Genomic DNA, 15,560 nt, shown 5'->3' with positions numbered 1-15,560 from the left:
TCAGGCGGACACCATCACGCTCAGCAGCAGCAGGAGCGTCACCGGCACAAGCGTGATCACCACTGCCGCTCCGGCCGTCAGAATGCGGAACGTTCTGAATGAGCGGCGGTGGGGCAGAGCCCAGGCCGAGCGAACAGCGCCAGGACCCAGCAGAGCGCTGCTCGTATTGACCCCGGCCCGCCTCCGCCCGGCTCGCGCTGTACTCCAGGGCGAGGACCGGCAGGCCGAGCGCGGATGCCACGAGGGGGATCCTCCACCAGGTCGGGTGGCCTGCTCGGGGCTGAGGCGCGGCATTCTGCGTCGTCATAAAAGCCATTGCGTCAGCGCCGACCGCCGCGGGCATCGGGAAACGTACTCATGCACACGGCGCGTTGAGCTGAGTAGGGGCCCAGCTCGAGGGCATCACCGCCGATGCCACTGGCCTGACGCTGTTCGCGACGGTGCGGCGCGCTGACGAGCGGGGGCGATCCCCGCAGTCGGCTTCGTGTTCGTCGCCGACGCCGCTTCGATCGTCAGTCGAGACCTTCGATGATGCGGAAGTCGCGCTCGACGCCGTCAGCAAGTGCGGCCAGCGCCTCCTGGTAGGCCGCACTCGCATGTGCGGCGACCGCCTGTTCGAAGCTGTCGAACTCGATCAGGACGGTGCGCTCGGCGATTCCGGCGTCGTGTGCGACGACCCGGCCGCCGCGAGCGAGCGGCCGTCCGCCCGCGGCCCGGACGGCTGGAGCAGCCAGCTTGTTGTAGGCAGCCAGCTTCTCGGGGTCCGCAATGGTGCGGTAGGCGCTGACCCAGTAACCCTTGGCCACGGTACCTCCTGTGTTCGGAATTGATACTCATAAGCATGCTCGGATTCATGGCCGGCGCGCTGTGGGTCAGCGAGCCGACGGAGGCGGAGTCGAAGTCGGACGGCTTCGATCCTCGGTTTCAGGTTCGACTCGACCGGCCCAGGCCCGGCACACCGACTGGGGCTGTGATCGGATCGGTCTCGGGTGAGCGTCGGCGGGCGAGGGCGAGGGCGAGGGCGAGGGCGGCCATCGTCGTGATCGCCATCGCGGCGACGCCGACCAGCGCCGCGGTCGTGTAGGCCTCGTCGTTCGGGAAGAGGCGGCCCGTGGCGGTGCCGGCGGCCGGGACCAGACCGCCGATGGCGCGGCATGGCGCTGCACCTGCGCGGCCAGGAGTTGAGCCTGCGAGAGATCGCGGCCCGGCTGGCAATCACCAAGGGCGCCCGGGAGGGGTAGCACCCCCCCCGGGTGACCGTCGTGAGAATGCTGCGCGAGCACGACGAACAGACGGCCCCATACGGAGCCCGGCGTGGCGCTGGAGGCTGCTGAGAGCATCGCAGGGCGGCGGTCAGCGGACAGCTGGTGTTGAGGGCGGGACGGGTGGCCGTGAGACGGGCGGCCTCGGCCTTCATCAGCTTCCCTCACCGGATTGGAGGCGCTGAGGTGGTCAAGGCCGGACGGCGCCGGCACCGGAGGCCGGCGAGCCTCGACGGCCCGCTCTGGCGGCTTCCGCAATGCGCGGCCGAGGGGTCAGCGCCGCGCACAGCGCCGGCACGAGGATGTGGCGGGTCTCGGCCGGGGTGAGGGCTGCGGGGGTGGGGAGGGGATTGAGGTAGCGCGTGTAGATGAGGCCGCCGAGGATCGTCACCACGGCCGTGGCGCGGGCGGTTGCGTCCCGGCCGCCGAGAAATTCAACAAGCCGGGCCAGCAGCTCGTGTTCCAGATATTCGCGGATCACCTCGGCAGCCTCGTCGCCCTGGGTGGTGAGCTGTCGGAAGTCGGCGTTCTCCCACAGGTCCGTCACCGCGTCGATCAGGCGGTCGGGGAGGGTGGCCGGGTCACCGCCGAGGACGTCGTCCACTGCCAGCGCATTGGCGCACTGGAACTGCATCACGTCCGCGAACAGGCCCTTCTTCGAGCCGAAGTGATACGCGATCAGCGCCGGGTCGACCCCGGCGGCCCCGGCCACCGCGCGCAGGGTGGTGCGCCGGTAGCCGCGCTCCAGGAACAGCATGCGGGCCGCCGAGACGAGCGACTCGCGGGTCGGCGGGTTGCCGCGGGGGCGGCCTCGGATGCGGGCGGGGGCAGGGGCGGCGTTATTCATCAGCGTTGAGCCTGCGTTTCGTGATCGGCACAGTCAAGGGCGTTCCGCACACCACTCGAAGGGATGCCCCGACATCATGCGTATCGCAGTCTTCGGCGCCAACGGACCGACCGGCCGCCACCTCACCGACCAGGCCCTCGCAGCCGGCCACGAGGTCGTCGCCGTAACCCGGCGCCCTGGCTCCCTCCCCGCGCGGCCCGGCCTCACCGTGGCCGTCGCCGACGCCACCGACCCGGCGGCCGTCGACGCCGCGCTCGGTGGGACGGACGCCGTCCTCTCCTCGCTGGGCACGCGCTTCAGCAAGGAGACCATCACCATGTACTCGGCGAGCGCCACCGCAATCACCGGGGCCATGGCCCGCCACGGCATCAAGCGGCTGCTCGCCGTCAGCTCCAGCATCGCCGACCCGAACTGGCGGCCCACCGGCGCGCACTTCTTCAACCATGTGCTCGACCCGCTGGTGAACCGACGCCTCGGCCACACCCTCCACGAGGACATGCGCCGTATGGAGACCGTGATCCGTCAGACGAACCTCGACTGGACCCTGGTCCGGCCCTCGGGCCTCTTCGAACACCCCGCCGTCACGGACTACGACACCGCCGAGACCAGCGCCGACGGCGTCTTCACCGCCCGGGTCGACCTCGCCGCGAGCATGCTGCGCGAACTGGAGGAACGGCGGTACATCCGCACGGCCATGGGCGTCATCACCACCACCGTGAAGCCGAACATCGCCAAGCTGATCTGGAACGAGGGCGTGAAGAAGAAGTGAACCGGACGGCCACCGAACTTCCGGACGCAACGCGGGCGTTCCTCACGCGCCCCCGCACGGCCACCCTCACCACCCTCCGCCCCGACGGCACCCCGCACGTCACCCCCGTCCGCTTCACCTTCGACGCGTCCACCAGTCTGGCCCGGGTGACCACCAGGGCCAGGACCCGCAAGGCCCGCAACGTGGCGGCGGGAGGCCTGGCAGCCCGTGTCGTGCTCTGCCAGGCGGAGGGCTTCAGCTGGGTCACCCTCGAAGGCCGGGCCGCCGTCACCGAAGACCCCGAAAGCCTGGCCGAGGCGGTCCGCCGCTACACCGCCCGCTACCGCGCGGCCCCGCCCGCTCCACCGGACCTGGTCGCCATCGAGATCGCCGTCGAACGCATCCTGAGCCTCAACCTGTGAACCCCCCGTACTGAAAGCGACGTGACACCGCGATGCCCACCCTCCCCGTCCTCGACTCCACCCTCCACTACCGCGAGTCCGGCGATCCCGACGGACTGCCGTTCGTCTTCCTCCACGGCAACCCCACCTCCTCCTACCTGTGGCGCAACGTCCTGCCGGGCGTGGCCGCGCCCGGCCGCCGCCTTCTGGCCCCCGACCTCATCGGCATGGGCGACTCCGGCAAGCCCGACCTCGCCTACTCCTTCGACGACCACGCCCGCTACCTCGACGCCTGGTTCGACGCCCTCGGCCTTGCCGAGGCCGTCCTCGTCGGCCACGACTGGGGCGGTGCGCTCGCCTTCGACCGCGCCGCCCGCCTGCCGGGCAGCGTCCGGGGCCTCGCCTTCACCGAGACGATCATCAAGCCGCTGGTCGGCGACGAATTCCCGGCGGCCGGGCGAGAGCTGTTCACCCTCCTGCGTACCCCCGGGGTGGGTGAGGAGATGATCCTGGAGAAGTCGCTGTTCATCGAGGGGCTCCCGGACACGCTCGCCACCCCGCTCGACCCCGCTGACCTGGAGGTCTACCGCCGCCCGTTCCCGACCCCGCACAGCCGCCGCCCAGTACTGGCGTGGACGCGCATGATGCCGTTGGACGCCGAGCCCGCTGACCTCGTGGCCCGCGTCGAACGCTACGACGCCTGGCTGGCCGCCAGCCCCGAAGTCCCCAAGCTCCTCACCGCATTCGAACCGGGCCCGGGCGCAATGACCGACCAAAAGGCCGTGACCTGGTGCGAGGAGCACATAGCGGGCCTGGAGGTCTCCCGCCACGGCCTGGCCGGCCACCACTCCCCGGAGGACCGGCCCGAGGAACTGGCCGCGGCGATCACCGCCTGGGCCGACCGCCACGGGCTGGCGCGCCAGTAGGCGTCCTCGATCTCGGCGGTGCCGGTCCCGCCCAGGGGCGAGGCTGCTCGTGGGGTTCAGGAAGCCGCCGCAGCCCACGAGGAGCTGGGTCTGCACCCAGCCCATGGCTACGCGGCCCGGTCGGTCAGCAGGGCGCGGGCCAGCCCGGTCTGCAGGGCGGCCAGCCCGCGGACCACCGGTACCGCGGTGGCCAACATGAACACCCCCATGGCGGTGTTGAAGCCGATGTCGGCCGCCCGCGAGGAGTTGTCGAATATCAGCTCCACCAGTCCCTGGTCGTCCGGCCCCTGCGGCAGGGACCACGACCAGGTGCCGTAGAACAGCTCGCCGACACCGCCGAGGGTCCATGTCAGCGCCACACTGAACGTAGTGATCTGGAGCGGGAAGGCGACGACCAGATGGACCAGGTCGCGCCAGGACTGCGGTTCGCGCACCGCGCGCAGCGCCCCGTCCCATCCCGTGCCGACCGGCCGGAGGTGCTGCGACGGCAACGGGCTGCCCGTGACAGCCGTCACCCGCCGGCGTTCCATGTCGGCCAGGGCCCGGGCCGCGCGCAGGGTCCCGGCCAGGATCGGCAGTCCGATCCAGACCACGAGAGTGGACACCCCGAGGGCGAATCCGGTCACCGCGACGGCGAACGCCGCCACCCCCAGGGGCAGTCCGGACAGCAGATACCCCATCTCTCGGCGGAACCGGTGGGCAACGGGCCCGGTCTCGGTGGACGCCGGCGGCACGGTGCGGAGTGAAGCGGTCTCAGTCATGGCACCACGGTCTCGGTTTCGCGCGGCCGCGCCCAGCCTGCTACCTGGCCAGCGAGGGGTAGGGCTTGCCCCACCCCCAAGGGTCCGGACCGGGACCGGTGATGGCACCGAGGCAGACACCCACTGAGTGTGACTGACCCTCACCCCCGAGACAGCCCAAAGCCATCAGCCCGGGGCGAACCCGCGTTCGCGAGGCTCAGACCGACATCGAGGCCGGCACGACGCCGGGCAAGCACGTGGTGCTGCTCGACGACTGAGAAACACACCCATCCGCGCCGGTCGGAGCCGACTGGCTGCACGAAGGGAACTGTCATGGGCGGCAACAAGGAAGAACCAGCAAGACCAAGGGAGTTGTGACTGAGCACTTCATTTGGCGAGTGAGCGCGTGAGTGGCGACTTGAGCGGGCTGCGCCGACGGCTGGAAACACTCGGCCAGAGGCAAGGTGGCTGGCGTGTGGGAACGCCGTATCGCCTATGTGAGTGGGGTGCCCGGGGCTGGGTGCCCGGGCGTGTCTGGTTCAGCCCTGGAGGGCGGTGAGCCAGTCGGTCAGCAGGCGGTTGACCTCGTCGGGGCGTTCCTGCTGGATCCAGTGGCCGCAGCCTTCCAGCAGGTGGGAGGCGGACAGGGCGGGGAGGGTGGTGGGGTAGGCGTTGATGGCGTCGGCCATCCAGGTGGTGGAGGCGTCCAGGGTGCCGCCGATGAACAGGGACGGCTGCTTGATCGGAGCCCCGCGGTGGGGGGCCAGGTCCTCCCAGTCACGGTCCATGTTGCGGTAGCGGTTGAGGGCGCCGGTCAGGCCCGTGTGCTCGAACTCCGCGGCGTAGACGTCGAGGTCGTCCTCGCTCAGCCAGGCGGGAAGCGGGCCGGCGGGAAAGCGGTCGCGCAGCCGCCCGCCGTGGGTGACGAAGTGCGGGTCGGGCCGGCCCTGGGCGGGCATGGTGTCGGCGGACAGTGCGGCGTAGAAGCCGGCGAGCCAGCCCCGGACGTCGGGCTCGATCTCCGCCTCGGCGCGGCCGGGCTCCTGGAAGTAGGAGACGTAGAACTCGTGCTCCGGGCCGCCGATCCGGCCGAAGACATCGGTGGGGCGGGGACCGCCCGGCGGCGCGTAGGGGACGCTCAGCAGGCCGACGGCGCGGAAGACCTCGGGGTGGAGCAGGGCGGAGAAGGCGGCGATGTCGGAGCCCCAGTCGTGGCCGACGACCACCGCGCTCTCCTCGCCGAGGGCGCGCACCGCGGCGACGTTGTCCTGCACCAGGTCGAGCATCCGGTAGGCGTCGGTCGCGGCGGGCTTGGAGGAGCGGCCGTAGCCGCGCACGTCGATCGCCACCGCCCGATAGCCGGCGGCGGCGAGGGCCGGGAGCTGGCGGCGCCAGGAGTACCAGGACTCGGGGAAGCCGTGCACGAGCAGGACGAGCGGGCCGGTGCCCTGCTCGACCAGGTGCAAGCGGCCGGCCGGGGCCTCGACGGTGCGGTGGCGGAGCTCGGCGGTCGGCTCGGGCTGCATGGATTCTCCTCGGTTCGCGGGCAGACACGGCTACCCGTCGATCATGCGGCGCGGAGGCCTCCCGCCGCCATCAGCGTTGCCAATCTGGCAAGATCGCAGGTAGGGCGGTTGAGCGGTGCGGCTGGAAGGAGCGGGAACCGTGGCAGGCGAGGACCTCGACGGCATACTGGCGGCGATGGGGCCCAGGCTGCGAGCCGTGCGTGAGCAGCACGGCGCCACGCTCGCCGGTACCAGTTGCGCGACCGGCATCTCGCCGAGCACGCTGTCGCGGATCGAGACCGGCCGGCGCAAGCCCACCCTGGAGGTGCTGCTGCGGCTGGCGAAGGAGTACGGCGTCTCCCTGGACGAGCTGGCCGGTACCGCACCCGTCCCGGTGGCCGAGCCGCGCACCTCGGCGCCGCTGAGTTTCGGCGACGACAAGGCGGTGCTGCCGCTGACCCGGTACGTCGGTGGCTTGCACGCCCACAAGCACGTACTGCCCGGCGTCGAGGATCCGCCCGCGCGGCCCCGGCAGGTCTCTCACGAGGGCTACGAGTGGCTGTGCGTTCTGTACGGGCGGCTGTGGCTCGCGCTCGGCAACCAGGATCTTGTCCTGGCCGCCGGGGACGTCGCCGAGTTCGACACCCGCACCCCGCACGGGGTGGCGAACGCCGGTCCCGGCGGGCCGGTCGAGTACCTGATCCTGTTCGGGCCGCAGGGCGAACGACTGCGGCCGCGGACCTCGCCGGCTCCCGGTCCCGGGGTCCGGTAGCCCGGTGACCGATCCAGACCCGGTACCGCTCAGCGTCGCGCAGCGGCCGCAGGTACCGGGCATCTTCGGCAGCGCCCCAACCGACATCGACAACAAGGCTCACCCATACCCTGCTCAACTCGCCAAACCGAGTGCCGAGGGGGCCCTCTGCGCTCAGCTGTAGTAGGCGATTTTGTCGTCGAGGACCTCCATGGCCCGGGACAGCGCCGCGACTCGCTGTTCCAGGGCGGCACGGCGCTCGCGGAGGAAGGCGACCCGGTCCTGCGCAGAATGGTCGGCGCGCAGGATGGCGACGAATCCCCGCAGGTCCGCGATGCCGAGGCCGGCCTCACGAAAGCACGTGACCAGACCGATCCAGAAGACGTCGTCCTCGGTGTACTGCCTGTGTCCGCCGACGGAGCGTTTGATCGGGCCGATCAGCCCTTCGCGCTCGTAGTAGCGCAGCGTGTCGAGGGAGACGCCGGTGCGGTCGGCAACTGCCGCCGGAGTGAGGAAGGTGGTCACGGGGTTCCCTTTCCGACCGCTGCTACCGCGCTTCGGCGAAGCGCGCCAGGTGCTCGTCATCGAGCTGCACACGGCGTGCGGCGAGTGCCTCCTCGATCTGCTCCACCCGGCTCGCACCGACGATGGGGTCGATCCCCTGCCGTATCAGCCACGCGAGGACGACCTGGTTCTTCGTGGCCGACAGCTCGCCGGCCATGTCCTCAAGGACCGAGAGCACCCGGGCAGTGCCCGGATGATCATAAGTCTGCGGAAGCGGCTTGTCCGCGCGCACGTAGGAACCCCACATCAGCGAGGTGTACGACCACACGCTGAGCCGCTCCGACCGCGCGAAGTCCAGGTCCTCATCGGCGAGCAGGCGATGACCCGCCTCCGCGAGAAGGGTGAGGGGGCGCGGCTGGACCAATGAGTGACGCAACTGCAAGGCCGACCAAGGTTCCACGCCCTGCTCCCGGGCCAGCGACCGGGCGCGCTCGACGCGCCAGGCGGCATGATTGGCCGCCCCGACCCGCCGAGCCGCTCCCTTCGCGACCAGCGCGCCGAAAGCACCGACGGTCTCCTCCAGCGGCACGGTGCGGTCTTCGGCGTGGGCCCAGAGCAGATCGACGTGATCGACTCCGAGACGCCCCAGGCTCTCCTCGACGCCGGTCTGCACGGCACGGGCGGAAAGGCCTTCGGCGCTCTGCGGCCAGGAGTGCGGGACGAGCGGATTCTGTCGGACCTTCGTCGCGATCCGCACCGCGTCGCGCGCGCCGGGGCGGGCACGGAGCCACGCTCCAATGACCCGCTCGCTGGCGCCGCCGACGCCGCTCGGATCGGCCCAGAAGGAGTAGCAGTTCGCGGTGTCGAGCCAGACACCGCCGCCGGCGACGAAGGAGTCGAGGATCGCGAAAGCGTCGTCCGGGCCGACTCGGGTGCCGAAGTCCATCGTGCCGAGGACGAACTGGGGGCCGGTGATGTTGAGGTCCATGCCCACCATCCTCGGATCTGGTGCGCACTCCAGATCAAGTGCTGTTGCAGAGATACATCGCCCGGCCTCCGGCGGTCGGCGCCGCGTGTGGCGGACGCACGAGACGACGCCCCACGGACGGCGATCCCGTCGAGCGGCCCGCCGCACGGGTCACGCGGGGAGACCCGCGGGTTGTCACCGACGGCGTGGTGGGTAGCTGTCGATTGCCTTGGCCAGGTGCTCGGCGTGGTCTTCGAGTAGGGGCTGCATCATCTGCGATTGTCGCCCCACGTCATGGTCCGCCCACTAGTACGGCTGAAGGGGTCGGACTATCCGTTGTGTGCTTCGATCTCGGTCGCCAGCGTCTGTTGGGTGGCCGCCCACGACGCCAGGAGCGCCAAATTGTCAGCGGTCGGCGTGCCCGCGGGTGCGGTGTAGACGATGAAGTGCAAGCCGGGTTCGGCGGGCAGTTCCAGGGACTCCACATCCAAGTCGAGTCGGCCCACGATCGGATGGCGCACACGCTTGCGGCCGGACCGGTGCAGCCGCACGTCCTGAGATGCCCACCGCTGCCGAAATAGCTCACTGCACGTTGACAGTTCGCCGACTAGGGCGATCAGCTCCTCGTCATGCGGATTGCGGCCGGCTTCCATGCGTAGCTTCGCGGCCACGTCACCGGCAATTCGGTCGTAGTCGACAAAGAAATCTCTGGCCACCTCGGGGTTCAGATAGACGAACCGCGCTGTGTTAGCGGGCCGTCGCGGGCCGGCCAGCACCGGTGAATACAGCGCACGACCGAGTTGATTCATGGCGAGCACGTCATAACGGGCGTTACCGATCCAGGCCGGCGCATCGGAGATCGCGTCGAGCACCTGTCGCAACGTCGAGCGCACCGTCACGGCAGGCCTGCGCCGGCGTGGGCCGCTGGGCGCCCCGGATTGACGCGCGAGATGGAACAGGTGGTCACGCTCGGCCTCGTCGAGTTGCAAGGCAGCGGCCAACGCCTCGAGCACGCCATCGGAAGCACCGGCGAGGCTGCCGCGCTCCATGCGCACGTAGTAGTCGACCGATACCCCCGCCAGCAGCGCTACCTCCTCGCGGCGCAGACCTTTGACCCGGCGGTTGCCGCCGTAAGCGGCCAGGCCCGTCTGCTCGGGTGTGATGCGGGCGCGACGCGAGCTGAGGAACTCCCGTATCTGGGTGCGTAGATCCATCGTGGCCATCCCCTCACCGTAAGCCCGATCTAAGGGGTACCCGATGCGGTCGTCGCGGTGCCGCCGTCTACCGGGATGATGGTGCCCGTGAGGTAGGACCCAGCCCGGCTGGCGAGAAACACGGCGATACCCGCCATGTCGTCGTCGCGGCCGAGCCGGCGCAGAGGGGCCGCCGCAGCGATCGTGTCGCCGATGGCGTCGAGCGTGGACGCCATCATCTGCGACGGGAACACTCCCGGTGCTACCGCGTTCACCGTGACGTGCTGTGGGCCCAGCTCTCTGGCAAGCACTCTGGTGAGTTGATGGAGTGCCGCTTTGCCGCTGGCGTACGAGTAGTTGGGCGCCTGGGCGACGTGGATGGCGGCGATACTGCCGATGTTGATGATCCGCGCGGGATCATCGGCGGTGCCCGCCTTGCGAAGTGCGGGGAGCAGCGCCTGCACCAGCCAGAACGGCGACTTGAGGTTGAGGTCGATCACTGCGTCCCAGGCCTCGTCCGGGAACGTCTCCAGCGGCTCGCGCCACATGGCTCCCGCGTTGTTGACGAGGATGTCCAACCGTTCCGAGTCAGCCTTGACAAGATCAGCGAGGCGCTGACACTCGTCGTGCCTGGACAGGTCGGCGGGGATTGCCTGAACGTCGCCGAATTCGGACAGCAGACGCTGTGCCTCCGCGCACCTGTCTGCCTTGCGTGAGCTGATGACGACGCGGGCGCCCGCCTGGAGAAGGCCGCGCGCTATCATCATCCCAATTCCCCTGGTGCCGCCAGTGACAAGGGCGTACTTCCCACGCAGATCGAAAAGTTCTGTGTGAGTGGTGCATTGATTGTCCGCCATTGGTCTCCGTCCCTTCTGTCGTGGAAAAATGGGCCGACATGGTCGCGGATTCGAGGCAGCTGATTGAACTGATGGGGTAAAGCTGCAGTGCGTGTCCATGGAGCGTTGTCGGCGCTTTCGACTCAACCAGGTTGACAGGCGTCTTGGACGTCTGGGAGACCCTGGTGATACAGGTACTGTGAGAGCCCCCTTGCCTGGTGCGCTGACCCACTGAGACACCTTGGGTCTGAGACACCAGTACAGATCACCTAATCCCGTCCAGGCCGGTGTCGTCGGGCAGGTGCGCGGCTGCTGCCCGGATCTCCGGGAAGGAGGCTTGTCATGTCGGTACCCCGGCGGAGCGCAGGAGTACACGGTCGTTCTGCGTAGCGGGCGAACTGGGCGCGGTAGCCGTCCCACTTCGGTTCCGCGGGCCAGCCGGGCGGCAGGGCCGGGGTCGGCGGTCGGGGTAGGCAGCACGGGCTGGGGCAGGTGTCACGTCACCGGGGATCTCTTCCACCAGATGGGCCATGCCGTCTCGGTGTGCCACGAACGGCCGGGCGGCCGCGGGTCTCGGCAGTCAGGCGCGTGTGCTGGTGTGGCGAACAGTCGGCCCCCACCCCTGCAGGACCGAGGTCATGCACCACCGGCAGAGGGGACTGCCGCCGTGGCCGTACGTATGGGTCTCGTGCTGACTCTCGAGAAGGTACGGCTCGCTGTAACCTTACGAACTCCCTTGCACGGTCCTACCTTTGAGTCATGGAAACTCAGCATCCCGGCCCGCTGGCGGAAGTTGTGTCACCCGTGACAGCCGGATGGCGGTTGCTGTTCGTGCCCAGCCGGTTCCGCGAGCTGGCCGTCGCGCTCGGCGGGAGCATCATGGTCCCGTCGATGGTCGCAGCCCCACTTCTGCTGGCCGCTCTGGTGGCCGCCGTGGTCTCGGGGAGCTCATTCCTCTGGGGCAGTTTCTGGGTCCTACTGGCGCTCACGGTCGTCGCAGTGGTCCTGCTCACCGTGGCCATGATGTACGTCACGGTCTCCATGACGGTGCGGTGGGTCGAGCTCCGCCCCCTGGGGACTCCGGCCCAGGTCGTGATCGCCCGCTTTCTGCGTTCGTCGACCATGGCGATGGCTGATCTGCAGCGAGTCGTCGTCATCGACCGACTCAGTCTGGGGCAGCGACAGTCGATCAAGGTGGTGTTGCATACCGGCAGCGAGACGGTGGAGTGCGAACCGGCGACGTCCGCACCGCTCTCTCGGGTCGACGCACAGGCGCTGACCGCCTGGTTGACCGAACAACTCGGCCGCGCCCAGGTGGCGGTGGAGCGTCAGACGGAGGTCAAGCGCGACTTCCTGCGTCCGGACGAGTGGTGGACCCCGTCCCGCACCGCCGAGCTGTGGCGGGTACCTCTCGGCGAGGTCGACGGCATAGCCGCCCAGCGCGGCGTCGAAACCTATGGGTACACGCCCCGGGCCGCCGCGATGTACAGCCCTGGCACTTCGGTCACCGTCTACGACCCGGGCCGGGCCTACGAGGTCGCCGAAGAACTCCGTGCGGAACGAGCCGCAGCCCAGGCCGCCGAAAACACGGCAGCCCCCGGCCCGGCCGAGGACGACGCAACGGATTCCCGCTGACTCGATCGGTCCGGTCCTGCCCTGGCTCGGGGACATGCACTCGATGAGCGGGCGGATGGCATCGCCTGCGTGGTGGCCCGCGGTGGTGTCCGCGTGCCCGGCGCGGGCGGTCATCGGACGCGTCCACACGGCACGCTGGTCAGCGGCAGAGCCGACACCCTTGTGGAGGGAGCCGGCCCTGGTGCAGCTCCTGCGCCAACACGAGCCTGCGTTGTCCTGCCGGCGACAGCTGGTGGGAGCCGGAGCCGTAGCAATCTGTCCGCGCAGGATCCCCCAGACCGATCTTCCCCTGATCCCTGGCGGCCCGCCCGGATGTTGGAGTGGTCCACCAGCTCCGGGAGTGGGTCCACCAACTCCGGGACCTTGCCTGCATGCCGTCACCGTCATCACCCAGAGCCGGTGTTCCCGCGATGCAGCGCAGGGGCGCGGGCGATGATGCTCCTATTGCTGTCAAGCGGCTCGGAGCCAGTCGCGGTAGGCGTGAGCGAGGTCGTCGTCCCTGCTGAGTCCCCTTTCGAGTCTGGAGATGGTGGTGGGCCAGACGCCGAAGTGCTGGGCGACGGTGGTGAGGGTGATGTTCTTGGCCTGCCGCAGAGGCCGTAGGTCGGCTATGCCTGGAATGTTGAGCGTGGTGGTGAGACAGCGGAACATCTCCCGAGTGATGGCCCGCTTCAACATCCGGATAATCTCTTTCTTCGTCCGTCCGGCGGCGACTTGCCGTGTGACGTAGGCGCGAGTTCGGACGTCGCCGGACATACGGACCAGGGCGATGCGGTAGAGCGCGGAGTTGGCGGTCCGGTCCCCGCCCCTGGAGAGGCGGTGGCGGTTGGTTCGGCCGCTGGATGCGGGGACCGGGGCGGCTCCGCACAGAGCCGCGAAGGACGCCTCGGTTCGCATCCGTTCGGGATTGCCGCCCGCGGTGATCAGCAGCTGCGCGGCGGTGTCGGGGCCGACACCGTAGGTCGCCCGCAGGCCGGGGTTGTGTGTGGTGACTTCGGCATCCAGGGCCCGCGTCAGCGTCTCGTGCTCGGCAGTGAGTTCCTTGACGCGGCGGGCGAGGCTTTTCAGCGCGGTCAGGACAGCGGTGTGCAGGGCGTCGCCGGCCGGTCGCAGCCGAGCCAGGGCCTCGGTGCGGTCGGTGCCCTTGAGCTGCCCGTACTTCGAGCGGATCGCCTCCGGAGCGGTGACGAGGACCTGGCCGATCTGGTTGAGCGCGGCGGTGCGGGCCTTGACGGCCGAGCGGGCGGTGTTGTGCAAGGCGCGTATCCCACCGACCGTGTCGTCCTTGGGGGAACTGGTGGCGCGTCCGGACAGGGCGGCGCGTGCGGCGGCGTAGGCGTCGATGGGGTCGGACTTGCCGGTGCGGCGACGTTCGGCCTTGTCGGGGCGGTTGACCTCGATGACCTGGTGTCCGTGAGAGCGGGCAGTCCGGGTGAAGCCGGCCCCGTAGGACGAGGTGCCTTCCACCCCGACCGCGATCACCCGCCCGTGGGCGGTCAGGAAGGCCAGGGCCGCCGCGTATCCGGCGGTGGTGGTGGCGAACTCCGCGTCGGCGAGATGGCCTCCGTTGTCGCTGATGACAGCGACGTGGACGGTGTCGGTGTGGGAGTCGACCCCGCCGAACACATCCTGGTCCACGATGTCCGCCGCACCCTCTGATGTCATGCTGATACAGCCTTCCCAGCCGAAGGTAGGCGCCGGCCGGGTGGCGCAGACAGGACATTGAAGGGGCTTCTGACCAAGCTCCTATCAGGTCATGTTCCGCCCGGCCGGGGCCATGAGAACAGATCCCGGCGGCCGGACAGAACAACGCGAAGACAGTCCAGCAGGGCGTCAGTCAGTGCCCGGGTCACGACCACCGGAACCCGAGTATCAGCATCAATGTCAGTGCCTGCTTCTAGGATCCATCGAACACGCACCGGTTCACGGAGGTTCCTCGCATGCCCATCACCGCGCCCGACTACTCCCGGTACTTCATCGACGGGAGTTCCTTCGCTTGCGGAAGCGACCTGACCGGGACGCTGACCGTGGTGCGCGTGGGCGAACTCTCCCTTTCCTCGGGTCAGGTGGTGGCGTGTGACCCGTTCGTGTACCTGGGCAGTGGGGACGTACAACCGTTCACGGTCGCGGTGGAGCCCGGCCGTTACGCCGTGGACGCTGCCGTCGCCACGCTGGTTCGTCCAGGCGCGGAGTCGGGGCCCCACCCGCACACGCGCGTCGCGGCTGTCCGGCTGGTGATACGTGACGTGGAGGTGGCCGGGTGGGAGCTTGCGCTGCTGCCCGGGCAGGATCCGGCGGAACTGGGTGACGAGCAGTACTTCGGCTACGGCGTGGACGCGGGTACCGGTTGCTTCTACGACGCCTCGGCCGAGAACGCTTTTCCGGGGACGGAGGACGAGGAAGGGGCGGTGTGGGCGGCCATGGAATCTGTCGGGCACGGACCCGACGTCTTCATGGCCCAGGGCGAAGGCGGCCACAACCTCGCCGGGTTCACGTCCGGGTGGGGCGACGGCGCATATCCGACCTGGATCGGCCGCGCGGCGGACGGCAGCGTCGCCTGCTTCCTCACCGACTTCTTCGTCATACCCCACTCGGCCGAGGCCGACGCGCTGGCTTCGTAGCCCGCGAGGCGGCGAAGGTCTGCGCCGCACGGCGGGTCCATCGGTCGAACACGGCGGTCCTACCGGAGTGCTCTTTCCAGTGCCCCCGAACTGCCGCCCGGCAGTCGGGACACCGCGCCCAGTGTCACCCGCTGGACCCAAGAGCACGATGAAGAGATTGCGGGTGGGTCAGGCCTTCTACGCGGAGGCCGAAGAAGCCGCCGCCCTGACGGCCGCCGCCTTGGCCGACGGGTTCGCCGGCAGACCGGCGAGTCGCGGGGCAGCGTGCACTCGCCCGTCATCACGCTGCGAACGGCAGTGGAGAACCAGGCCACATACGTGTGGGGGACCTCGCCGTTCGGCCGGAGCGTCCTCATCCGCCTCCGCGGTCCGGGCCGGTATGGCGCCCGCCGCTCGAGTCGGCCCGCCGCTCGAACCGGCCGGCACTCCTCGGAGCCACGGCGCGCGCGACTGTGTCCGCGCTGACCGTGCGGTCAGCGCGGACACGGCCCTGCAGCTCCTCAGGGAGGCGCACGGTGAGGTGGACACCGGCCCCAGGCCGTCCGCGGCCTTCCTGGACGCCTCCGGCATGGTGGTCCCGACCGCGGCGTACACCGCCGTCGAGGTCCATATGGCCTCTGCCGC

At 69.7% G+C, this 15,560-nt stretch carries 15 protein-coding genes; 6 read left to right on the top strand and 9 right to left on the bottom strand.

The window, feature by feature from the left end; all coding sequences use genetic code 11:
• Positions 1-512: 512 nt before the first annotated feature.
• The gene (locus QF030_RS03670; RefSeq protein ID WP_307161188.1) at positions 513-806 is read right to left on the bottom strand and encodes a DUF1330 domain-containing protein; all 294 of its coding nucleotides are present in this window, start codon (positions 804-806) and stop codon (positions 513-515) included.
• A gap of 646 nt (positions 807-1,452) precedes the next feature.
• A complete protein-coding gene (locus tag QF030_RS03665; protein ID WP_444875786.1) occupies positions 1,453-2,019 on the bottom strand; it encodes a TetR/AcrR family transcriptional regulator in 567 nt (188 codons plus the stop codon).
• Positions 2,020-2,185: 166 nt separating this feature from the next.
• On the opposite strand from QF030_RS03665, the gene QF030_RS03660 reads away from it, so the two are divergent.
• Genes QF030_RS03660 through QF030_RS03650 form a run of 3 tightly spaced genes read left to right on the top strand, consistent with a single transcriptional unit; the run spans position 2,186 to position 4,184 of the window.
• The gene (locus tag QF030_RS03660; RefSeq protein WP_307161186.1) at positions 2,186-2,878 is read left to right on the top strand and encodes an NAD(P)-dependent oxidoreductase; all 693 of its coding nucleotides are present in this window, start codon (positions 2,186-2,188) and stop codon (positions 2,876-2,878) included.
• Entirely contained in the window at positions 2,875-3,279 is a 405-nt protein-coding gene (locus tag QF030_RS03655; RefSeq protein ID WP_307161185.1) for a pyridoxamine 5'-phosphate oxidase family protein, read from the top strand. Before QF030_RS03660 ends, QF030_RS03655 begins: the two co-directional genes overlap by 4 nt.
• A gap of 32 nt (positions 3,280-3,311) precedes the next feature.
• Complete coding sequence (locus tag QF030_RS03650) at positions 3,312-4,184, top strand: haloalkane dehalogenase (protein WP_307161184.1); 873 nt, start codon at positions 3,312-3,314, stop codon at positions 4,182-4,184.
• 107 nt (positions 4,185-4,291) lie between these two features.
• On the opposite strand, the gene QF030_RS03645 is transcribed toward QF030_RS03650, so the two are convergent.
• Together QF030_RS03645 and QF030_RS03640 are read right to left on the bottom strand one after the other, a co-directional pair.
• A complete protein-coding gene (locus tag QF030_RS03645; protein WP_307161183.1) occupies positions 4,292-4,945 on the bottom strand; it encodes a sensor domain-containing protein in 654 nt (217 codons plus the stop codon).
• Between the two features lie 518 nt (positions 4,946-5,463).
• The gene (locus QF030_RS03640) at positions 5,464-6,450 is read right to left on the bottom strand and encodes an alpha/beta fold hydrolase (protein WP_307161182.1); all 987 of its coding nucleotides are present in this window, start codon (positions 6,448-6,450) and stop codon (positions 5,464-5,466) included.
• 139 nt (positions 6,451-6,589) lie between these two features.
• Here QF030_RS03640 and QF030_RS03635 point away from each other — a divergent pair, with 139 nt between their 5' ends.
• Complete coding sequence (locus QF030_RS03635) at positions 6,590-7,201, top strand: helix-turn-helix domain-containing protein (protein WP_307161181.1); 612 nt, start codon at positions 6,590-6,592, stop codon at positions 7,199-7,201.
• 153 nt (positions 7,202-7,354) lie between these two features.
• On the opposite strand, the gene QF030_RS03630 is transcribed toward QF030_RS03635, so the two are convergent.
• The 4 genes from QF030_RS03630 to QF030_RS03615 all read right to left on the bottom strand — a co-directional run bounded on the left by QF030_RS03630 (position 7,355) and on the right by QF030_RS03615 (position 10,701).
• Entirely contained in the window at positions 7,355-7,705 is a 351-nt protein-coding gene (locus QF030_RS03630) for a MerR family transcriptional regulator (protein ID WP_307161180.1), read from the bottom strand.
• A 22-nt stretch (positions 7,706-7,727) separates the two neighbouring features.
• The gene (locus QF030_RS03625; RefSeq protein ID WP_373428727.1) at positions 7,728-8,672 is read right to left on the bottom strand and encodes an aldo/keto reductase; all 945 of its coding nucleotides are present in this window, start codon (positions 8,670-8,672) and stop codon (positions 7,728-7,730) included.
• Positions 8,673-8,980: 308 nt separating this feature from the next.
• Positions 8,981-9,874, bottom strand: a complete 894-nt coding sequence (locus tag QF030_RS03620) for an MmyB family transcriptional regulator (protein ID WP_307161178.1) — start codon at positions 9,872-9,874, stop codon at positions 8,981-8,983.
• Positions 9,875-9,894: 20 nt separating this feature from the next.
• Positions 9,895-10,701: an SDR family oxidoreductase gene (locus tag QF030_RS03615; RefSeq protein ID WP_307161177.1), complete on the bottom strand. Its 807-nt coding sequence runs from the start codon at positions 10,699-10,701 to the stop codon at positions 9,895-9,897.
• Between the two features lie 738 nt (positions 10,702-11,439).
• On the opposite strand from QF030_RS03615, the gene QF030_RS03610 reads away from it, so the two are divergent.
• Positions 11,440-12,315 carry a hypothetical protein gene (locus QF030_RS03610; RefSeq protein WP_307161176.1) on the top strand — a complete coding sequence of 292 codons (876 nt, stop codon included), beginning with the start codon at positions 11,440-11,442 and terminating at the stop codon, positions 12,313-12,315.
• 450 nt (positions 12,316-12,765) lie between these two features.
• On the opposite strand, the gene QF030_RS03605 is transcribed toward QF030_RS03610, so the two are convergent.
• Complete coding sequence (locus tag QF030_RS03605; protein WP_307161175.1) at positions 12,766-13,980, bottom strand: IS110 family transposase; 1,215 nt, start codon at positions 13,978-13,980, stop codon at positions 12,766-12,768.
• 275 nt (positions 13,981-14,255) lie between these two features.
• On the opposite strand from QF030_RS03605, the gene QF030_RS03600 reads away from it, so the two are divergent.
• The gene (locus QF030_RS03600) at positions 14,256-14,936 is read left to right on the top strand and encodes a DUF4241 domain-containing protein (RefSeq protein ID WP_307161174.1); all 681 of its coding nucleotides are present in this window, start codon (positions 14,256-14,258) and stop codon (positions 14,934-14,936) included.
• The last annotated feature ends 624 nt before the right edge of the window (positions 14,937-15,560 follow it).

This window comes from Streptomyces rishiriensis, assembly GCF_030815485.1.
Classification (GTDB): Bacteria; Actinomycetota; Actinomycetes; order Streptomycetales; family Streptomycetaceae; genus Streptomyces; species Streptomyces rishiriensis_A.
This window is presented reverse-complemented; position numbering and strand designations above follow the sequence as displayed.